Here is a 19844-nt window from a genome sequence, read left to right on the forward strand (position 1 = left end):
GCCGCCGGACCTGCCACCGCGACGCGCCTGGTCACCGGTCGCTGCGCGACGCTCTTCGGCGCATCGCCGGCCTGGCCGGCATCGATCCGGAATACCGCCACCGCCTGCGCCAGCCGGGCCGCCTGCTCCGGCATCGCGTGCGATGCGGCGGCGGTTTCCTCGACCAGGGCCGCGTTCTGCTGCGTCCCCTCGTCCATCTGCGCCACCGCCCCGTTGACCTGCTCGATGCCGGCGCTCTGCTCCTGGCTGGCCGCGCTGATCTCGACCTGCCGTTCTTCGCATCTGAAGGCGATGGCACATATTATGCTTAGAAAACACTGTCGCGCCGTCCCGCAACGCCCACCCCACCACCAGGAGCTTTCCATGATCATCCGCCGACTCGACCCGCGCGCCATCGCCGACCTCAGGCCGCACCTGGCCACGCTGTTGCTCGACGCCGTCGCCGATGGCCATTCGCTGGGCTTCGTCAATGGGCTCGACCAGGACCAGCTCGACGCCTACTGGCAGGGCGTGGCGGACGAGGTCGGCGCCGGGCGGCGCGTGTTGCTGGCGGCCCAGCGCGACGGCGTCCTGGTCGGCAGCGCCCAGCTCGACCTGTGCCTGAAACCGAACGGGAACAACCGTGCCGAGGTGCAGAAGGTGCTGGTGCACTGCACCGAGCGGCGCAAGGGCATCGGCACCGCCCTGATGCAGGCACTCGAAGTCGAGGCGCTGGCCCTGCGCCGCGGCCTGCTGTTCCTCGACACGGCAGCCGGTTCCGAAGCCGAGCAGCTGTACCGCAAGAGCGGCTACCAGCGGGTCGGCGAACTGCCCGAATACGCCTGCACGCCCAACGGCCGCTGGCACGCGACGGCGATCTACTACAAGACGCTGTTCAACCGCTGCCGTCCGTGATCCGCGGGGCCGCCTCGCCCCGGCCCGGGCCGGGGTGGCTCCCGCCACACGCCGCTTCGAAGCGAAGTGTGCGCTTGCACGATTGCGCGTAGAATCGCCGGTTCAAATGTTCTGGGAAGCAATGTGACTGGCGCCTCAACCACCATGACCCGCAGGCCGCTGCGGGCCTACCTGCTCTGGCTCGTCCTGGCGACCCTGCTGCCGGGCGTGGTCGGCGCGTCGCTGTTGTTCATCGACCAGTACCGCAAGAGCCGCGCCCAGTACGAACGCAATACCATGCAGACCGTGCGCGCGCTGGTGCACACGGTCGACAGCAAGCTGCTGCAGGCGCAGGCGATCGCCCAGACCCTGTCGACCTTCGACGCGCTGCAAAGCGCCGATTTCGAACGCGCGCACCGCCAGTCGCGCGACGCGCTGCAACTGGCAGGCCCGGACATGAGCGCCGTCCTGCGCGAGCGCAGCGGACAGCAGATCTTCAATACCAGCCGTCCCTACGGGGCCAACCTGCCGATCGAACCCACCGAACAGCTGGCGTCCGTGTTCGCCAGCGGTAGGCCCTCGGTGTCGAACGTATTCACCAGCGCGGTGCTCAAGCGCCCGACCGTCAGCCTCGACGTCCCGGTGCTGGTGGATGGCCGCGTCGCCTACGTGCTCAGCGTCGGCGTACGGCCCGGCTATTTCGACGACATGCTCACGCCGAAGGCGGTGGCGGACGGCGCCCGCGCCTCGGTGGTGGACGCCGCCGGCATCATTTTCGCGCGCAATATCAGCCCCGAGCTGTTCGTCGGCAAGCGCGTCACCGATCCGCTGTACCGCGCCCTCCAGCGCGCGCGCGAAGGCGTCGTGCCCTCGGTCTCGCAGGAAGGCGCGAGCCTGCTGACCTTTTATTCGCGTTCGCGCACCACCGGCTGGCACGTGGCGATCGGCGTGCCGCGCGAGAACCTGAACCAGGCGCTGTTCGAGCCGCTGGCGGCGCTCCTGACCGGCATCACCCTGCTGTTCGCGATCGGCCTGTGGCTGGCATGGCAGATCGGCGGCCGGCTCGCGCGCTCGGTCAAGGGCCTGACGGCGCCGGCGGTGGCGCTCGGCAAGGGCGAGCCCGCGCCGCGCTACACCCAGACCTATGTCAGGGAGACGGCCGAGGTGGCCGAGGCGATCGGCGCCGCGTCACGCCTGCTGGGCGAACGCGCCCAGGCGCTGGCGGTCAAGGAGGGCGAACTGCGCGACGCGCACCGCATGGCGCGCTTCGGCACCTGGCACCTGACGCTGGCAACCGGCGTGGTCGAGACCTCGGAATCGGTCACCTACATCTACGGGCGCGCGCTGCCGCCCTACCCGCAGCAGCGCGGCACCCTGCTGCCCGAGGAATCGTGGACGCGCGTCGACGCCCTGTTGCGCGAGCTCGAACGCGACGGCGGCAGCGGCCGCCTGCAATTGCAGGTGCTGCACGGCGACGGCCACCGCATCTGGATCGACCTGCACTGCGAAGCGGTGCACGATGCCGAGGGACGGGTCACGGCCGTGCGCGGCACCATCCAGGACGTCACCGACCGCGTCAACGCCGAAGAGGGCTTGCGCGAGGCCGACCGCCGCAAGAACGAATTCTTGGCCATGCTGGCGCACGAGTTGCGCAATCCGCTGGCGCCGATCGCCTCCGGCGCCCAGCTGCTGGGCCAGGACAGCCTGGATCCGGCGCGCACGCGCCAGATCAGCGCCATCATCGCGCGCCAGGCGCGCCATATGGCCGGCCTGGTCGACGACCTGCTGGACGTCTCGCGCGTGACGCGCGGGCTGGTGGCGCTGTCGAAGGCCCGCATCGACATCAACGAAGTGGTGCTGGAAGCGCTGGAACAGGTGGGCGAACCGCTGCGCCAGAAGCGGCACCACTTGACGACGACCCTGCTGCCGGCGCCGGCCTGGGTGATGGGCGACCGCAAGCGCCTGGTGCAGGTGGTCGGCAACCTGCTGCACAACGCGGTCAAGTTCACCGCCGCCGAAGGCGAGGTCGGGGTCACCCTCGAGGTCGAGGAAAAGCTGGTCCGCATCGTCGTGAAGGACAATGGCATCGGCATGCTGCCGCAGGAACTGGAGCGCGCCTTCGAGATGTTCGTGCAGGGCGAGCGCACGCCGGACCGCACCCAGGGCGGCCTGGGCATCGGGCTGGCGCTGGTGCGCAGCCTGGTCCAGCTGCATGGCGGCAGCGTGGCAGTCGAGAGCCCCGGCCAGGGCCAGGGCAGCACCTTCACCGTGACCTTGCCGCGCTGCGCGGCGCGCGGCGCGGGCACGCCCGGCGCCGGAGTCGGCACGGCGCCGTCGTCGGCGCGGGCCCTGAAGGTGATGGTGGTGGACGACAATATCGACGCGGCCCAGGTGCTGGCGATGTATGTCGGCGCCGGCGGGCACGAGGTGGCGGTCGAGCACGATCCGTTTGCGGCGCTGGCACGGGCCGAGGCCTTCGCGCCCGACGCCTGCCTGCTCGACATCGGGCTGCCCGGCATGGACGGTCACGAACTGGCGCGCCGCCTGCGCGCGCTACCCGCCACCACCCAGGCGCTGCTGGTGGCGGTCACCGGCTATGGCCAGGCCCAGGACCGCGAGGCCAGCAGCCGCGCCGGCTTCGATCATCACCTGGTCAAGCCGGTCGACATGGGCGAGCTGGAGAAGATCCTGGCGGCGGCCAGCGGCGCCTAGCGCGCCCAGCGCTCGTTCAACGCTTGACGCTGCCGAAGGCTTCGCCCTTCTTCCAGGTCGGCATGGTCGGCGCATTGGCGACCGCGTAGCCGAGGTTGAGCGTGAACTGTGCCTGCTGCACCATGCCCGACAGGTCCCACTCAGGCTTGTACTCGTCGCTGACCTGGTGGTAGTGGTCCTTGAAGCCCTTGATATTGGCGCTCGCTGCGTGCTGGTGGTGCTCGAACTCGAAGTGGCCGTCGCCCGAGAACACTGCCGAGCCGACGTTAAAGGCCGGAACGCCGGCCTTGGCGAAGGCGAAGTGGTCGGCGCGGAAGTAGGCGCCCGACAAGTCGGGAACGGCCGGCGCGATCTTCAGGCCCATGCCCTTGGCCACCTGCTGCGAGGTCTCGTACAGCGAGCTGCGCTCGGCGCCGGCCACGCCGATATCCCTGGTGCGGCCGACGAAGTTCAGGCTGTCCAGGTTCAGGTCGGCGGCGGTCTGCGCCAGCGGCCACACCGGCTTGGCGACGTAGGCGGCGGCCCCCAGCAGGCCCTGCTCTTCGGCCGCCGGCCACAGGAAGATCTGGGTGCGCCTGGCCGGCGTCTTGACCGCTTCGGCCGCCATCGCCAGCAGCGCGGCGGTGCCCGAGGCGTTATCGATCGCGCCGTTGTAGATGCGGTCGGCCTTCGGGTCAGTGCCGGGCCTGGCGTCGACGATGCCCATGTGGTCCCAGTGCGAGGAGTAGAGCACCGCCTGCTCCTTCAGTTTCGGATCGCTCCCGGGCACGATGCCGACCACGTTGAATTGTTCGACCGGGCGGATGGTCGAACGCAGCGCGATCTTGCCGGCCACCTTCAGGTCGACCGGACGAAAATCGCGCCGCTCGGCCTGGGCGCGCAACTGGTCGAGGTCATGGCCGCCGGCGGCGAACAGCGCGCGTGCGGTGTCTTCGTGCAGCCAGCCTTCCATCTGGTTGCCGTCGCCCTTGAGGCCGAAGCGCTCGTTGCCGAAACCGTTGGCCGGCACGCTCCATGGATACGAGGCCGATGGCGTAGTGTGAATCAGGAGCACGCCGGCGGCGCCGCGGCGCGCCGCTTCCTCGTATTTGTAGACCCAGCGGCCGTACCAGGTATAAGCCTTGCCGGCGAAGCGGTTCGGTTCTTCCGCGGTCGGTTGCGGATCGTCGACCATCATGACCAGGATCTTGCCCTTGGCGTCCATGCCCTTGTAGTCGTCCCATTTCTCCTCTGGCGCGTGGGCGCCGTAGCCGACGAAGACCAGCGGCGCGTCGAAGGCGATGTTCTCCTTGCCGCTCTTGGTGCCCATCACGATGCCCTTGCCGAGTGCCGGCTCGATGGTCTTGCCGCCGGCCGTGAACGTGGCGCTGCCTTCGACCAGCTTGCTGCCCTCGATCTCGACCTTCTGGCGATAGCCGCCGCCGGGAATCGGCTGCAGGCCGACCAGGGCGGCCTGGGTCTCGAGGTAGCGCACGGTCAGGTCGCCGCCGCGCTGCCCGGTGCCGCGGCCCTCGAGCAGGTCATCGGCCAGGAACGACAGGTGCGCGCGCAGCGCGGTTTCCGAGATCGCGGACGGCTGTTGGGCGTGGGCTGCCTGTGACAGGGTGAGGACGGCGGCGCTGGCGGCCAGGGCGAGGGGATGAAGTCGCATCGATGTTCCGTGACAGTGTGATGAAAAGACCATCTTAAACCAACACGGCCCTATACTGTCGATCACCCGGCAATGGCGCCCGAAGGAAGCACGCTTGCCCATATCACGACGCACGGCCGTCGGCATTCTTGCCGCCCTGCCACTGGCCGGCGCGCACGCCGCGGCCGCCACCACCACGACCATGGAGCCACCCCGCATGTACGGTTTGATCGGAAAGATGCGCGCCCAGCCCGGCCAGCGCGACGCACTCATCGCCATCCTGCTCGACGGCACCGCCGCAATGCCGGGCTGCCTGGCCTATGTAATCGCCAAAGACACGCAGGACGCAGACGCCATCTGGATCACCGAGACCTGGCAAGACCAGGCCAGTCACAAGGCTTCGCTGTCCCTGCCGTCGGTGCAGGCGGCCATCGCCAAGGGCCGGCCGCTGATCGCCGGCATTGGCGAGCGTTTCGAGACCGAACCGGTTGGCGGCCACGGCCTGATGAAGTCCAGCTCCACATAGCAGACGAATAGACAAGGTACGCAAACGCAGGCGCGGCGCAAAACGCCTGCCAGTGCTACGGACACTTCTCAGGCTTCAATGCGCTCGATATGTGGACGCTCGACTTTACTGGCGATGTCGAGGTCATACTGCGCCTGCATGCCATACCACATCTCGGCGCTCGTTCCGAATGCGGCGCCAAGACGAAAGGCCATATCCGGCGAAACTCCGGCCGAGCCGCTCACGACTCGCTGGAGCGTGACACGACTTACGCCCATCTTGGCGGCCGCAGCCGTCACGGTGACGTCGCCCAGGTACTCCTTGATCACCTCGCCGGGATGCGGCGGATTGAACATACGCATTTTCATCCTCCTTGATGCTTAATGATAATCCTGGTAGTCAACCACAATCGCATCCGTGCCTTCGAACTTGAAGGTCATGCGCCAGTTACCGTTGACTTTGATTGCCCAGTGGCCTTTCAGGCTGCCCTGTAGTGGATGCAATCCCCATGCTGGCGCCCCCATATCCTCGGGCCTGATCGCATTGTGCAAGGCCGCAAGCTGCAATTGCAGCTTGATGGCATGCGCTGCCTGGATGCCGGCCTTGCTTCCCGTTTCAAAGAAGCGTTGCAGCCCCTTGTGCCTGAAATCCTTGATCATGCGACTTATTGTATCTCGTATCGCTACTAGTTACAACAAGGCACAAGGGACTTATTCGCGATTTCTCAACATCACAACATCGTGTGACTAGCCGAGCCAGAGCCGGTAACCTACCCCGGTTTCTGTCAGCAAGTGCCGCGGCTGGGCAGGATCGGCTTCCAGCTTGTGGCGCAGGTGACCCATGTAGATGCGCAGGTAGTGGCCGCTTTCTGCATGACCCGGGCCCCATACCGCACGCAGCAATTGGGGGGCGGTCATTACCCTCCCCGCATTCGCGGCCAGCACCGACAGCAGGCGGTACTCGGTCGGGGTCAGGTGCACATGCTCGCCATTGCGGGTGACCGCGCGCGCCTGCGGGTCGAGCGTCACGTCGCCGAAGCGGATCACGCCATCGTCGCCGGCGCCTGACTGGCGCTGGCGACGCAAGGTGGCACGCACGCGCGCCAGCAGTTCGCCGGTGCCGAACGGCTTGGTGAGATAGTCGTCGGCGCCGGCGTCGAGCGCGCGGATTTTTTCTGTCTCGGCCACGCGCGCCGACAGCACGATGATCGGCACCGTCGACCATTTGCGCACGTCCTGGATGAAGTCGATGCCGTCGCCGTCCGGCAGGCCGAGATCGAGCACCACCAGGTCGGGGCGGCGCGTGCCGGCGTCGATCAGGCCGCGGCCCATGCTCGCCGACTCATGCACCTGCCAGCCCTCTTGCTCCAGGGCGGCGCGCACGAAGCGGCGGATATGCGGTTCGTCCTCGACCAGCAAGGCGCAGGGGGCGTCAGTCATCGTCTTTTTCCATCGAAAGCAGGTCGAGCGCGGGCGGCGTGCCGGCCGGGAGCGAGAACACGAAACCCGCGCCGCCCAGCGGCGATCCACAGGCCCGGATCGTGCCTCCATGCGCCTCGACGATCGCGCGGCAGATCGCCAGGCCCAGGCCCACGCCGGGCAAGGCCGACTCGCGTTCGCCGCGTGTAAATTTCTCGAAGATCGCTTCCTCGCTGCCGGGGCGCAGGCCGGGACCGTCGTCGGCCACGGTGACGTCGATCCAGGCGCCACGGCGGCTGGCCGCGATCTCGATGCGCGAGCCGGCTGGCGTGTATTTTGCGGCATTCTCGACCAGGTTGCACAGCACCCGCTCGACCAGCACCGCATCGAAGCGCACCAAGGGTAGATCTTCCTGCAGCCGCACAGTGACCGCGTGGCCGCGCACAACCGCGCCGCAGGCGCGCAGCGCGCTGCCGACGACTTCTTCCAGCGCCTGCCACTCCAGGTTGAAGCGCACCTCGCCGCTCTCGATGCGCGCCATGTCGAGCAGGTTGGCGACCAGGGCGCCCATGCGCACCGCCTCGTCGTGCAGCGACTGCGCCAGCGCCCGCGGCGCGTCCGGAATCGCTTCGCCCCGCAACAGCGACTCCGACAGGCCGACCAGGGCAGTCAGCGGCGTGCGCAGGTCGTGCGACAGCGCCGCCAGCAGCGAATTGCGGAGCCGTTCGGATGCCATGTCCACCAGCGCCGCCTGCGCCACCTCCACGTAGTGTACGCGCTCGAGCGCGATCGCGGCCAGCGCCGCCAGCGCGTCGAGCTGGCGCCGCTGCTCCGGGACCAGCACCCAGCGCCCGGCCTCCGGTTCGATCGCCAGCACGCCGCGGGTGCGCATCGGCGCCACCAGCGGCAGGTAGAACAAGGGGCTGGCCGGCAGCGTATCGGTGCCCAGGCCCGCCGGCTGCGCATGGTCGAAAGCCCACTGGGCAACACCCTGGTCGACCTTGGCCGGCAGCGGCTCGGCCGGGCCGCCATCGTCGGCCGGCGCCATGCCGAGCCGCCCTTCGGCATCCGGCACCAGCAGGGTGGCGCGCGCGCCGAAGGCGTTCTGGATCACGGCGCGGCTCGACTCGACCACCTGCGAGGCCGCCAGCACGCCGGACAGCTCGCGCGCGAACTCGTACAGCGCGCGCACCCGCCGTTCGCGTTCGCTGGCGGCGCGCGCCTGGAAGCGCAGGCCGGCCGCCAGGTGGCCGCTGATCAGGCCCACCGCCAGCATCACGCCGAAGGTGAGCAGGTACTGGACATCGGTGACGGCGAAGTCGAAGCGCGGCGGCACGAAGAAGAAGTCGAAGGCTGCCACGCCGACGCAGGTGGCGGTGACCGATGGCGCGCGCCCGAAGCGGATCGCCGTCAACAGCACCACCAGCAGGAACAGCATCACGATGTTGACCGGGTCGAGCCAGGGCCGCAGTGGCGTGGCCAGGATCGCGGTCAGGATGCTGGCGCCGGCCGCCAAAAAGTGCGGCAATAGCGGCGGCCGTGGCCGTGCGGCGGCGTCCCGGCTTGCTGCGGGCATGGACGCCGGTGGCACCGCCGGCTGGCCGATCTCGATCAGGTCGACGCCCGGCGCCTGGCGCGCGAGGCGGCGCGCCGTACGCCGGCGCCAGGGCGAAGCGGCGCGGCCCAGCGCGATGCGCGACAGGTTGTGGTCGCGCGCATAGGCGATGGTCGCGCTGGCGACGTCGTCGCCCGACAGCACGGCCGTGATGGCGCCCAGGCTGCCGGCCAGGGCGAGCGTATCGAGGATGCGCTGGCGCGCGGCATCGGGCATCCTGGCCAGGCGCGGCGTCTCGACGTACACCGCATGCCAGCCGGCGCCCAGCTGGGAAGCCATGCGCGCGCTGCTCCTCACCACGTGCTCGGCCAGTTCGCCAGGACCGACGCACACCAGCAGCCCGGCGCCGGTCTTCCAGATGGCGTCGACCGACTGCTGCTCGCGCCAGGCGCGCACATCGCCCTCGACCCGGTCGGCGGTGCGGCGCAGCGCCAGTTCGCGCAGCGCGATCAGGTTGCCCTTCCTGAAAAAATTACCGGCCGCGCGTTCGGCCTGCTGCGGCTGGTAGACCTTGCCTTCTTTCAGGCGCGCCAGCAGCGCGTCGGCCGGCAGGTCGACCATGATCACCTCGTCGGCCGCGTCGAACACGCGGTCCGGGACCGTCTCGGCCACGCGGATGCCGGCGATGCCGCCGACGACGTCGTTCAGGCTTTCCAGGTGCTGGACGTTGACCGTGGTGAGCACGTCGATGCCGGCATCGAGCAATTCCTCGATGTCTTGCCAGCGCTTGGGATGGCGCGAGCCGGGGGCGTTGGAATGCGCCAGTTCGTCGACCAGGATGACGCCGGGCGCGCGCGCCAAAGCGGCGTCGAGGTCGAATTCATCGAGCTGCCGGCCGCGGTAGTCGATGCGGCGCCGCGGCAGCAGTTCAAGGCCGTCGAGCAGGCGCGCGGTATCAAAGCGGCCATGGGTCTCGATCACGCCGACCAGCGGCGCCCTGCCCTCGGCCTGCAGTTTGCGCGCCTCTTGCAGCATGGCGTAGGTCTTGCCGACGCCGGCCGAGGCGCCGAAATAGATGCAGAGGCGCCCGCGCGCCGCGCGCCGCTCGTCGTCGCGCATCTGGGCGAGCAGGGCGTCGGGATCGGGTCGCTGGTGGTCGTGCGGCATGGTTCAGCGAGTATGCGCGCTTTCGCCATCCAGCGCCATGTTCAGCGCCAGCACGTTCACGCGCGCTTCGCCGAACAGGCCCAGGACGGGGCGCTCGACATGCCGTTCGACCAGGGCGTCGACCCGCTCGGCCGGCAGGGCGCGCGCACGCGCCACCCGCGCCGCCTGGTAGCGCGCGGCGGCCACGCTGATCTCGGGATCGAGGCCGCTGCCGGAGCTTGTGACCAGGTCGACCGGCACCGGGGCCGTGTTGCCGGGATCGAGGGCGCGCAGCGCCGCGATGCGGCCCTTGACAGCTTCCTGTAATGCCGGGTTGAGCGGACCCTGGTTCGAGCCGCCGGAGCCGCCACCGTTATTCGCCATCGGCGCGGTGGCCGAAGGCCGGCCCCAGAAATAGCCGGGCGCGCTGAATGGCTGGCCGATCAGGCGCGAGCCGACTACCTTGCCGTCCCGCTCGACCAGGCTGCCATTGGCCCGGGTCGGAAACGCGGCCTGCGCGACGCCGGTGACCAAGAGCGGATACAGCACGCCGCAGACCAGGGTGAGCGCGGCGAACAGCGCCAGCGCGGGGCGAAGAATCGATTGCATGGGTAACTCCTTACGTCAGGTTGAGGGCGACCAGCGCCATGTCGATCAGCTTGATGCCGGCGAACGGCAACAAGAGGCCGCCCAGGCCATAGACCAGCATGTTCCGGCGCAGCAGCGCGGCGGCCCCGATCGCGCGATAGCGCACGCCGCGCAGGGCCAGCGGGATCAGGAACACGATGATCAGGGCGTTGAAGATCACGGCCGACATGATGCTCGACGCCGGGCTGGCCAGCCCCATGACGTTCAGCGCATCCAGGCTCGGATAGGTCGCCACGAAGATGGCCGGCACGATCGCGAAGTACTTGGCGATGTCGTTCGCGATCGAGAACGTGGTCAGCGCGCCGCGCGTCATCAGCATCTGCTTGCCGATCTCGACGATCTCGAGCAGCTTGGTCGGGTTCGAATCCAGGTCGACCATATTGCCGGCTTCCTTGGCCGCCTGGGTGCCCGAGTTCATCGCCACCGCGACGTCGGCCTGGGCCAGCGCCGGCGCGTCGTTGGTGCCGTCGCCGGTCATCGCCACCAGCTTGCCCTCGGCTTGATAGCGGCGGATCAGGGCCAGCTTTTGTTCCGGCGTGGCTTCGGCGATGAAGTCGTCGACGCCCGCCTCTGCCGCGATCGCCGCCGCGGTCAGCTTGTTGTCGCCGGTGACCATCACGGTCTTGACGCCCATGCGGCGCAACTCGGCGAAGCGCTCGCGGATCCCGCCCTTGACGACGTCCTTCAGTTCGACTACGCCCATCACACGGCTACCGTCGGCCACGACCAGCGGCGTGCTGCCGCGGCGCGAGGCTTCGTCGACGCTGCGTTCGACGTCGCCCGGCCAGGCGGCGCCAATCGACTCCATATGACGGCGGATCGCCGAGGCGGCGCCCTTGCGGATCCGGCGCGCGTTCAGACCGTGCCCCAGGTCCACGCCGCTCATGCGGGTCTGGGCCGTGAATGACACGAACACGGCGCCCATCGCCTCCATTGCCCGCTCGCGGAGATTGAAGCGGTTCTTGGCCAGCACCACGATGCTGCGGCCTTCCGGCGTCTCGTCCGCCAGCGAGGCCAGTTGCGCCACGTCGGCCAGTTCTTCTTCGCTCACGCCAGGCGCCGGCAGGAAGGCGGCGGCCTGGCGGTTGCCGAAGGTGATGGTGCCGGTCTTGTCGAGCAGGAGCACGTCGACGTCGCCCGCCGCTTCCACCGCGCGGCCCGAGGTCGCGATGACGTTCGCCTGCATCATGCGGCTCATGCCGGCCACGCCGATGGCCGACAGCAGGCCGCCGATGGTGGTCGGGATCAGGCATACCAGCAGCGCCACCAGGGCCGTGATGGTCACCGGCAGGCCGCCGCCCGATGCGCTTACCGCGAACAGCGAGAACGGCAGCAGGGTCACGGTCACGACCAGGAACACGATGGTCAGCGCCACCAGCAGGATCGTCAGCGCGATCTCGTTCGGCGTCTTCTTGCGCGCCGCGCCTTCGACCATGCCGATCATGCGGTCGAGGAAAGTCTCGCCCGGATTGGCCGACACACGCACCACCAGCCAGTCGGACAGCACCCGGGTGCCGCCGGTCACGGCGCAGAAATCGCCGCCCGATTCCCGGATGACGGGCGCCGATTCGCCGGTAATGGCGCTCTCGTCGACCGAGGCCACGCCATCGACCACTTCGCCGTCCACGGGGATCACGTCCCCGGCTTCGACCAGGAAGAACATCCCCTTGCGCAGCTCGCTGGAGGCGCAGGCATGCCACGGCGCGCCATGCTTCGGATCGGCCAGCTTCTTCGCGGTGACGGTCTGGCGCAGGCTGCGCAGCGAGGCCGCTTGCGCCTTGCTGCGGCCTTCGGCCAGCGCTTCGGCGAAGTTCGCGAACAGCACGGTGAACCACAGCCAGACGGCGGTGGCCAGGATGAAGCCGGCGGGCGCCTCGCCCTGCCCGGCCAGCGCCTGCAACCACAAGAGCGTCGTGATGATGCTGCCGATGTAGACCACGAACATCACCGGGCTACGCAGCTGGGTGCGCGGGTGCAGCTTGCGCAGCGCATCGACTGTGGCCGGCCACACCAGCGTGGAATCGAACAGGCCCAGGGCGCGGGGCGGCGCCTGGGATGGATTGTGGGGAACCGAATTTTCGATCGAGTTTTCCATTTCATTCTCCGAACAGCTGGAGGTGCTCGACCACCGGTCCGAGCGCCAGGGCCGGGACATAGTTGAGGACACCGACCAGCACGACGACGCCGGCCAGCATGCCGACGAACATCAAGCCATGGGTAGGCAGGGTGCCTGGCGTAGCGGGCAGGCGCTGGCGGGCTGCCAGCGAACCGGCGATCGCCAGCACCGGCACGATCACCGCGAAGCGGCCGAACCACATCGCCAGCGCCAGCAGGCCGTTGTAGAAAGGCGTGTTGGCGGACAGGCCGGCAAACGCACTGCCGTTGTTGTTGGCGGCGGAGGTCACCGCATACAGGATCTCGGAAAAGCCGTGGGCGCCCGGATTGGCCACGCCAACGGTGCCCGATGCCGAGGTCACCGCCAGCGCGGTGCCCAGCAAGACCAGGCAGGGCGTGACCAGGATGACCAGCGCGGCCATCTTCATCTCGTAGGCCCCGATCTTCTTGCCCAGGTATTCCGGCGTACGGCCGATCATCAGGCCGGCGATGAACACCGCCAGGATGGCGAACACCAGCATGCCGTACAGGCCCGAGCCGACCCCGCCAAAGATCACCTCGCCGAACTGCATCAGCACCATCGGCACCATGCCGCCCAGCGGCATGAAGGAATCGTGCATGGCATTGACCGCGCCGCAGGATGCGGCCGTGGTGACCACCGCGAACAGGCTCGAGGCGGCGATGCCGAAGCGGGTCTCCTTGCCCTCCATATTGCCGCCGGCCTGCAGGCTGCTCGCCACCTGGTCGACACCCAGTGGCGTCAAGAGTGGATTGGCCTGCTGCTCGGCGGCGAAGGCGGCAAGCGCCGCGATCGTGAACAGCAAGGTCATCGTGCCCAGCACCGCCCAGCCCTGGCGGATGTCGCCCACCATATGGCCGAAGGTGAAGCACAGCGCGGCCGGGATCAGGAGGATGGCGACCATCTGCGCGAAGTTGGTGAGCGCATTCGGGTTCTCGAACGGGTGCGCCGAATTGGCGTTGAAGTAGCCGCCGCCGTTCGTGCCCAGCATCTTGATCGCCTCTTGCGACGCGACGGGGCCCATCGGGATGACCTGGGTGTCGGCCCTGGTTTCGGCGTCCGCCAGCGTATAGGTCACCGGTTCCAGCAGGCGCGCATCGACATGGCTACCCAGGCTCTGCACCACGCCCTGCGCGGCCAGGAACACGGCCAGCACCAGCGACAGCGGCAGCAGCACATACAGGGTCGAGCGTGTCAGGTCGACCCAGAAGTTGCCGATCGCGCCGCCCGACCTTGCGGCGAAGCCGCGCACCAGCGCGAACACGACGGCGATGCCGGTGGCGGCCGAGAAGAAGTTCTGGCCGGCCAGGCCGACCATCTGGGTCAGGATGCTCATGGTCTGCTCGCCGCTATAGCCCTGCCAGTTGGTGTTGGCGACGAAGCTGACGGCGGTATTGAAGCTCGAATCGGGGCTGACGTTGGCCATGCCCTCGGGATTGAGCGGCAGCCAGGCCTGCACCCGCTGCAAGCCATAGACGAACATCGCGCCGACTGCGTTGAAGGCGATCAGCGCCAGCGCGTAGGCTTTCCAGTCGTGAGAACCGCTGGCGGCGGGGCCGGCCAGGCGATACAGCGCGCGCTCGAGGCCGGCGGCCCAGCCGAAGCCGGGCACCGTGCCGGCGCTGGCGACGCGGGCGATGAAGCGGCCGAGCGGCCAGGCGAGCGCCATCAGCACCAGCAGGAAGACGGCGAGAAGTACGATGAATTCGGCGGTCATCACAGCTCCTCCGGCTTGAACAGGGCCACCAGCAGGTAGACCAGCAGCGCGGCGGCAGCCAGGCCGCCGATCACATAGGACAGGTTCATGGCTTGCCTCCTGCTTGTGCGCAGCCGGCCACCAGTAGGGCGGTCAGGCGGACGAAGATCAGGAGCGCGCCTAGATAGATGAGGTCCATGGCATGCGCTTTCAGAAGGTGCGGCTGACGGTCAGTTGCAGGGCGTCGCGGCCGGTGAACTTGCCGTTGACCGGCGAGGTATAGGCCGACTCGCTGGCATTGGTGCCGAGGTAGGCAAGGCTGACCGTGGCCAGCTCGAATGAACGGCTCACGCCGATCTTCCAGTCGGTGTAGTCGTATCCCGAATTGTTCTTCACTTCCTGGCGGCCGGCATGCAGCTGCAAGGTGAAGCCGTTGCCGATGTCGAGATTGGCGCCGATGTCGAGGTAGCCGCTGTTGTCGCTGTCGACGAAGCCGAACAGGTTGGTGGTGGCGTGCGAGTACTTGACGTAGGCCGGGCCGTAGCCCAGCTGCGCATAGACTTCGGTGGTGTGGGCATTGACCCAGCCCGGGAGCCGGCCCATGCCGTTGTCCGGGTAGAAGTAGCGCAGCACGCCGACGTCGTACGACAGGCCGGGAGAAAGGGCGGGCAACAGCGCGCCGCGCTTGCCGCCGTAGACGTCGATCTCGACTTCACCATCGCCGCCGGCGTCCTCGACCCACTTGATGGTCGAAGCCCAGGCGCCCGCATACCAGCCGTCGGCATGGACATAGTCGACGCCGCCCTGCAGCGCCGGGCGCAAGCGGGTCTGGGAAATGGCGCGGTAGCGGTAGTCGGAAGTGACGGCGGCGTTCCAGGTGACGGCAGATGCCGATGCGGCCTGGACGGGTTCAGTGACCTGGGCGTGGGCGGTGCCGGCGCACGCCAAAATGGCGGCCAGTGCGTGAATCGATGCTTTCATGTGTTCCTGCTCGTGGTTGTGTTTGAAGCCATGCGGCGTCGCGAGGACGTCGCATGGAACACGAGCAGGTTAGCGATTCAGGCATAAAAACCGGGTATAAAGGCCGGTGGTGGGTGTATACGCGGTATAAAAATCAGCGCGCCGGCTGGGCGCGCAGCCAGTCCATATACTTCGCCACGCCGGTGGCGACATCGGTGAACGGCGCATCGTAGCCGACCGCGCGCAGCGCCGCGATGTCGGCCTGGGTAAAGCTCTGGTACTTGCCCTTCAATTTATCGGGGAACGGCAGGTATTCCAGCAGGCCCTGGTCGATGATCTGCTGCAGCGACAGCGCCGGCTTGCCCTCGTTGGCCAATGCGTTGACCGTGGCTACCGCCAGGTCGTTGAACGGCTGCGCGCGGCCGGTGCCGAGGTTGAAGATGCCGCGTTTATCTGGGTGATCGAGGAAGAACAGGTTGACCTTGACCACGTCTTCGACGTAGATGAAGTCGCGCATCTGGGTGCCGGCTTCATAACCTTCGTTGGCGCCGAACAGGCGCACCTTGCCGTCCTTGAGGAACTGGTTGTACTGGTGGAACGGCACCGAGGCCATCGTGCCCTTGTGCCCTTCGAGCGGACCGTAGACATTAAAGTAGCGCAGGCCGACCACCTGGCTGCCGGCGTCCTGGCCCTTGGCCTGCCAGTAGCGGCGCAGATACTGGTCGAACAGGAATTTCGAGTAGCCATACACGTTCAGCGGACGCTCGAGCGGGCGCTCTTCGCGGAACACGGTGCCGGCGCCATACACGGCGGCCGACGAGGCGTAGATGAAGGGAATACCCTGGCGCTGGCAGAATTCGAACAAGGCGACCGTGTAGTCGTAGTTATTCTTCATCATGTAGCGGCCGTCGGTCTCCATCGTATTGGAGCAGGCGCCCTGGTGCAGCACGGCGGTGAACTTGTTGTCGAATTCGCCCGCCTTCAGGCGCACCAAAAAGTCTTCTTTATCCGCATAGTCGGCGATCTCGGCGTCGACGATATTGTGGAATTTTTCGGGACGCGACATATTGTCGACGGCGAAGACGCTGAATGGATCGCGCTGCGACAGCGCGTGCACGAGGTTCGCGCCGATGAAGCCTGCTGCGCCGGTAACCAGAATCATGATGGGGTCCTCTTTAAAATCGTTGTGCCGCGGCGTTCGCCATACCTTAGGCGCCGGCAAGCATGGGTTGCAAGGGCTGCCAGACATCGAGCGGGAGAATCTGCTTCATGCAGTTCTGGTGTCCCAGCGGGCACTCGCGCTGCTGGCAGGGCGAGCATTCGATGTGCAGCCACAGGATCTGCGCCAGTTGCGACAGCGGCGGCGTGTGGCGCGGGTCGGTCGGGCCGTAGATCGCCACCACCGGCCGCCCCAGGGCCGCGCCGATGTGCATCAGCCCCGAATCGTTGGTGACCACGGCGGCGGCGCGCGCGATCAGCGCGATCGCTTCGCTCAGGGACGTCGAACCGGCGAGATTGTGCGCCTGCGGCACGATGGCCGTGATCTCGTCGCATACCGCGCGGTCCTTGGGAGAGCCGAGCAGCAGGATCTGCGCATCCGGGAGATGGGCCAGGACGGTCTGCGCCAGCTCGGCGAAATACGACGACGGCCAGCGCTTGGCCGGGCCGAATTCGGCGCCCGGCGCGAAGGCGACGAAGACTCCCTCCGGCAGCGCCAGGCGCGCGATCGCGGCCTCGGCTTCGCCCGCGGCGACGGTCATCACCGGCTCGGGCAGGCGTTCGGGACGCGGCAACTGGCGCACCGGCGCGTCGGCCAGCGCCTGGTAGAACTGGGCCATCGGGCGCGGCGCGGCCTTGTCGTCGTGGTGCATCAGATTGACCAGGCCATAGCGCATCTCGCCCTTGTAGCCGACCCGTTTCGGGATCCCGGCCAGCCAGGGGATGAGCGCGAACTTGAGCGTGTTCGGCAACACATAGGAATCGGCATAGCCGCGCGCCTTGAGCATCCTGGCGAAGGCCTTGCGCTCCTTCCACTGGAGCGCGCCATGCTTGAACGGCGACTCGATCACGGTATCGACTTCGGCCATCGCGCGCCAGACCGGCGCCACCCAGGTCGGCGCCAGCACGTCGATCGGCCGCCCCGGCGCCAGCTCCTTGAGGCGGCGCAGCAGCGGCTGGGCCATCACGGCGTCGCCGATCCAGTTCGGGGAAATGACAAGGGTGCGCAACATGGTGTTCTTCAGGTGGTGTTCCAGCCCGGGATTATAGCAATCGCCGCGATTTCAGCACGTCTCCAGGCGCCAGCCGCTATCCAGCGCGGCCAGGCGGTGGGTGAGCCCGATGCGCTCGAGGAATACGCGGTCGTGCGACACCACCACCAGCGCACCTGCGTACCCGTTCAGCATCGCCTCGAGCGCCGCCAGCGACGCCAGGTCGAGGTGGTTGGTCGGCTCGTCCAGCAATAGCAGCGCCGGCGGCGTGTCGGCATACAGCGCACAGGCCAGGGCCGCCTTCAGGCGCTCGCCGCCGCTCAGCAGGCCGGCCGGCTGGGTGACCGTGCGCGCGTCCAGCCCCAGCTGCACCAGCCTGGTGCGCAGCAGGTCCTGGCCGGCGCTGCGATTCACGTCCAGCAGTTGGTCGAGCGTCGAGCGCCGCGGGTCGAGGCTGCCCAGTTGCTGGTCCAGATAGGCGATGTGGGACGGCAGGCTGCGCTCGCCCGCGACCGGGTCGAGCCGTCCTGCCAGCACCTTGAGCAGGGTCGACTTGCCGCTGCCGTTCGGGCCGACCAGGCCCACGCGCTGGCGGCCGGTCAGGATCAGGTCGATGCGCGCCAAGGGCGGCGCGAGCCAGGGCAGCACGACCGCATTTAGCTGCGCCACACGGCGCTGGGCGGCGCCGTCGACCGCCGCCGCATGGATGCGCACGGCGGCGTCGCCCGCGACCCGCTGCGCAGCATCGCGCACGCGCTCGAGCTGCCCGGCGCGCGCGGCGTCGTGCTGCCGGTGCAGGCGCCCGGCGCTGCCTTCGCTGCGGTCCTTGCCGCGGCCGAGCAGGATCGCGGCCTGGTTGGTCTCTTTCGCATCGCGATTGCCGCGCGCCTGGCGCCGGTCCTGGCGCTCGCGCTGGGCGCGCCGCGCCGCTTCATCGCGCCTGAGTTCCTGGCGCGCGTGCTCGAGTGTGCCCTGCGCCGCCTCCTGTTCCTGGCGGCGCGCTTCCTCATACAATGTGTAGTTGCCGCCATAACTGCGCAAGCCGTCTCCGGACAGCTCGACGATGCGCTCCATGGCGTCGAGCAGTTCACGGTCGTGGCTAATCACCAGCAAGCCTTTCGGCCAGGCCTGCAACTGGCGCAGCAGCGCCGCGCGACCGGCGGCATCGAGGTGGTTGCCCGGCTCGTCGAGGATCAGGAAATCGGGATCGAACAGGGTCGCGCCCAACAGCGCCACCCGCATCGCCTCGCCGCCGCTGAGCGTGTCCACCGGCGTATCGAGAGCAAGGTGCATCAGGCCCTGCACCTGGCAAGCCTGGCGCAGGCGCACGGCGATGTCCCAGTGTTCGCCCACCGCATCGAAGTCGCGCGGGTCGACGCTGCCGGCCTCGATGCGCGCCAGGGCGTCCGTGATCGTTGCGATGCCGGCCAGCTCGGCCACGGAGGCGGCCTGGCCGCTGCCCGCCTGCTGCGAGAGATAGGCCACGCGCGCGCTGCGCAGGCACTGGCCGGTCGTGGGCGCCAGCTCGCCGGCCAGCAGGCGCGCCAGCATCGTCTTGCCGACGCCGTTGCGCCCCACCAGGCCGGTGCGGCGCAGGTCGAACTGGTGATCGAGGTTTGAAAACAGGGCTCTGCCGTCGGGCAGATACAGTGAAACGCCGTCGAGCGCTAGAATGGGATGCGTCATATGCAAGACTCCAAGGATGCCTGGGACACTTCCACAGCATGGCTGGGAAGACCGGAAAAAGTGGCATCGATGAGGTATTACACGCGCGCGCTCCTTGGGATTGACTGCCAATGGTAGCAGGATCGGACCAGCAGGACAAATTGACCACCCGTGCGCGCCGGCCCTCCAGCAGGACTATAATTTTCACATGCACAGGCTCCGAACAACCCGAACGCTGTATGGCTGGACCGTCCTCCTGGCGTTCCTGTTCGGCCTGTTCGTGCCTGCCATTTCACACGCCATGGCCCGTGCCACCCAGCAGCCGGCATCGGCCTGGATCACCGAGATCTGCAGCGCCAGCGGCACCCGCCACGTGATGGTGATCGACGACACCGGGCAAACCGACGCGCCGGCGGTGCCCGATATGTCGCACTGCGAACTGTGCTGCTCGCACCACCACGCGCCACTGGCCCCGCCATTGCAGGCGACGCCGGTGCTGGCGCTCGACGTCGAGCGCGATCCCTACCCTACCCTGTTCTACCGCGCGCCGCGCCCGCAGCACGCCTGGTCGCCCACGCAATCGCGCGGGCCGCCGTCTTCGCTTTCCTGATTCGTCCCCCAATACGATGTCCCGCGACGCAATCCGTGCGTCGCAGGTAGACCATGCGTGATGCCGCAAGAACGCCGCGTCA

Annotated in this window: 17 protein-coding genes and 1 pseudogene; 4 read left to right on the top strand and 14 right to left on the bottom strand. The window is 68.1% G+C overall.

Annotated features, from left to right (window positions below):
• A pseudogene (locus E8M83_RS19925) lies at positions 1-365 on the bottom strand (hypothetical protein); the annotation flags it as partial.
• Here E8M83_RS19925 and E8M83_RS19930 point away from each other — a divergent pair.
• Entirely contained in the window at positions 364-894 is a 531-nt protein-coding gene (locus tag E8M83_RS19930; RefSeq protein WP_137175099.1) for a GNAT family N-acetyltransferase, read from the top strand. The pseudogene E8M83_RS19925 and the gene E8M83_RS19930 overlap by 2 nt on opposite strands.
• A 144-nt stretch (positions 895-1038) precedes the next feature.
• Complete coding sequence (locus E8M83_RS19935; protein WP_137175100.1) at positions 1039-3585, top strand: ATP-binding protein; 2547 nt, start codon at positions 1039-1041, stop codon at positions 3583-3585.
• Positions 3586-3601: 16 nt separating this feature from the next.
• Here E8M83_RS19935 and E8M83_RS19940 read toward each other — a convergent pair whose 3' ends face one another.
• Positions 3602-5236 carry a M28 family peptidase gene (locus tag E8M83_RS19940; protein WP_137175101.1) on the bottom strand — a complete coding sequence of 545 codons (1635 nt, stop codon included), beginning with the start codon at positions 5234-5236 and terminating at the stop codon, positions 3602-3604.
• Positions 5237-5330: 94 nt separating this feature from the next.
• On the opposite strand from E8M83_RS19940, the gene E8M83_RS19945 reads away from it, so the two are divergent.
• Entirely contained in the window at positions 5331-5741 is a 411-nt protein-coding gene (locus tag E8M83_RS19945; protein ID WP_206077496.1) for a putative quinol monooxygenase, read from the top strand.
• 68 nt (positions 5742-5809) lie between these two features.
• On the opposite strand, the gene E8M83_RS19950 is transcribed toward E8M83_RS19945, so the two are convergent.
• The 12 genes from E8M83_RS19950 to E8M83_RS20005 form a co-directional block, all read right to left on the bottom strand.
• Entirely contained in the window at positions 5810-6082 is a 273-nt protein-coding gene (locus E8M83_RS19950) for a HigA family addiction module antitoxin (protein WP_206077497.1), read from the bottom strand.
• An 18-nt stretch (positions 6083-6100) separates the two neighbouring features.
• Positions 6101-6379, bottom strand: a complete 279-nt coding sequence (locus E8M83_RS19955) for a type II toxin-antitoxin system RelE/ParE family toxin (RefSeq protein ID WP_137175103.1) — start codon at positions 6377-6379, stop codon at positions 6101-6103.
• A gap of 87 nt (positions 6380-6466) precedes the next feature.
• Complete coding sequence (kdpE, locus tag E8M83_RS19960) at positions 6467-7159, bottom strand: two-component system response regulator KdpE (RefSeq protein ID WP_137175104.1); 693 nt, start codon at positions 7157-7159, stop codon at positions 6467-6469.
• The gene (locus E8M83_RS19965; RefSeq protein WP_137175105.1) at positions 7152-9860 is read right to left on the bottom strand and encodes a DUF4118 domain-containing protein; all 2709 of its coding nucleotides are present in this window, start codon (positions 9858-9860) and stop codon (positions 7152-7154) included. The genes kdpE and E8M83_RS19965 overlap by 8 nt, the downstream gene beginning before the upstream one ends.
• Before the next feature lie 3 nt (positions 9861-9863).
• Positions 9864-10448, bottom strand: a complete 585-nt coding sequence (gene kdpC, locus E8M83_RS19970) for a potassium-transporting ATPase subunit KdpC (RefSeq protein WP_137175106.1) — start codon at positions 10446-10448, stop codon at positions 9864-9866.
• Positions 10449-10458: 10 nt separating this feature from the next.
• Positions 10459-12582 carry a potassium-transporting ATPase subunit KdpB gene (kdpB, locus tag E8M83_RS19975; RefSeq protein WP_137175107.1) on the bottom strand — a complete coding sequence of 708 codons (2124 nt, stop codon included), beginning with the start codon at positions 12580-12582 and terminating at the stop codon, positions 10459-10461.
• A gap of 1 nt (position 12583) precedes the next feature.
• Positions 12584-14338, bottom strand: a complete 1755-nt coding sequence (gene kdpA, locus E8M83_RS19980; RefSeq protein WP_137175108.1) for a potassium-transporting ATPase subunit KdpA — start codon at positions 14336-14338, stop codon at positions 12584-12586.
• Positions 14338-14427, bottom strand: coding sequence for a K(+)-transporting ATPase subunit F (gene kdpF, locus E8M83_RS19985; RefSeq protein WP_005668695.1), 90 nt, complete (start codon positions 14425-14427; stop codon positions 14338-14340). The genes kdpA and kdpF overlap by 1 nt, the downstream gene beginning before the upstream one ends.
• A 100-nt stretch (positions 14428-14527) precedes the next feature.
• A complete protein-coding gene (locus E8M83_RS19990) occupies positions 14528-15298 on the bottom strand; it encodes a TorF family putative porin (protein WP_137175109.1) in 771 nt (256 codons plus the stop codon).
• 133 nt (positions 15299-15431) lie between these two features.
• Entirely contained in the window at positions 15432-16442 is a 1011-nt protein-coding gene (rfaD, locus tag E8M83_RS19995; protein WP_137175164.1) for an ADP-glyceromanno-heptose 6-epimerase, read from the bottom strand.
• Positions 16443-16485: 43 nt separating this feature from the next.
• On the bottom strand, positions 16486-17508 hold the full coding sequence (gene waaF / locus E8M83_RS20000; protein WP_137175110.1) for a lipopolysaccharide heptosyltransferase II: 1023 nt from the start codon (positions 17506-17508) through the stop codon (positions 16486-16488).
• A 51-nt stretch (positions 17509-17559) separates the two neighbouring features.
• The gene (locus tag E8M83_RS20005; RefSeq protein WP_137175111.1) at positions 17560-19173 is read right to left on the bottom strand and encodes an ABC-F family ATP-binding cassette domain-containing protein; all 1614 of its coding nucleotides are present in this window, start codon (positions 19171-19173) and stop codon (positions 17560-17562) included.
• A 187-nt stretch (positions 19174-19360) separates the two neighbouring features.
• Here E8M83_RS20005 and E8M83_RS20010 point away from each other — a divergent pair, with 187 nt between their 5' ends.
• Positions 19361-19762: a DUF2946 domain-containing protein gene (locus E8M83_RS20010; RefSeq protein ID WP_206077498.1), complete on the top strand. Its 402-nt coding sequence runs from the start codon at positions 19361-19363 to the stop codon at positions 19760-19762.
• Positions 19763-19844: the final 82 nt, after the last annotated feature.

Source organism: Massilia sp. HP4 (genome assembly GCF_005222695.1).
In the GTDB taxonomy this organism is placed as follows: Bacteria; Pseudomonadota; Gammaproteobacteria; order Burkholderiales; family Burkholderiaceae_D; genus Telluria.

Bases quoted from the DNA above. Each gene is read 5' to 3' on its own strand.
- kdpA (WP_137175108.1), bottom strand. From the start codon at position 14,338: ATGACCGCCGAATTCATCGTACTTCTCGCCGTCTTCCTGCTGGTGCTG.
- E8M83_RS19955 (WP_137175103.1), bottom strand. From the start codon at position 6,379: ATGATCAAGGATTTCAGGCACAAGGGGCTGCAACGCTTCTTTGAAACG.
- E8M83_RS19990 (WP_137175109.1), bottom strand. From the start codon at position 15,298: ATGAAAGCATCGATTCACGCACTGGCCGCCATTTTGGCGTGCGCCGGC.
- E8M83_RS19940 (WP_137175101.1), bottom strand. From the start codon at position 5,236: ATGCGACTTCATCCCCTCGCCCTGGCCGCCAGCGCCGCCGTCCTCACC.
- E8M83_RS20010 (WP_206077498.1), top strand. From the start codon at position 19,361: ATGCACAGGCTCCGAACAACCCGAACGCTGTATGGCTGGACCGTCCTC.
- kdpB (WP_137175107.1), bottom strand. From the start codon at position 12,582: ATGGAAAACTCGATCGAAAATTCGGTTCCCCACAATCCATCCCAGGCG.
- E8M83_RS19930 (WP_137175099.1), top strand. From the start codon at position 364: ATGATCATCCGCCGACTCGACCCGCGCGCCATCGCCGACCTCAGGCCG.
- kdpC (WP_137175106.1), bottom strand. From the start codon at position 10,448: ATGCAATCGATTCTTCGCCCCGCGCTGGCGCTGTTCGCCGCGCTCACC.
- E8M83_RS19935 (WP_137175100.1), top strand. From the start codon at position 1,039: ATGACCCGCAGGCCGCTGCGGGCCTACCTGCTCTGGCTCGTCCTGGCG.
- E8M83_RS20005 (WP_137175111.1), bottom strand. From the start codon at position 19,173: ATGACGCATCCCATTCTAGCGCTCGACGGCGTTTCACTGTATCTGCCC.
- kdpF (WP_005668695.1), bottom strand. From the start codon at position 14,427: ATGAACCTGTCCTATGTGATCGGCGGCCTGGCTGCCGCCGCGCTGCTG.
- waaF (WP_137175110.1), bottom strand. From the start codon at position 17,508: ATGTTGCGCACCCTTGTCATTTCCCCGAACTGGATCGGCGACGCCGTG.
- kdpE (WP_137175104.1), bottom strand. From the start codon at position 7,159: ATGACTGACGCCCCCTGCGCCTTGCTGGTCGAGGACGAACCGCATATC.
- E8M83_RS19950 (WP_206077497.1), bottom strand. From the start codon at position 6,082: ATGCGTATGTTCAATCCGCCGCATCCCGGCGAGGTGATCAAGGAGTAC.
- E8M83_RS19965 (WP_137175105.1), bottom strand. From the start codon at position 9,860: ATGCCGCACGACCACCAGCGACCCGATCCCGACGCCCTGCTCGCCCAG.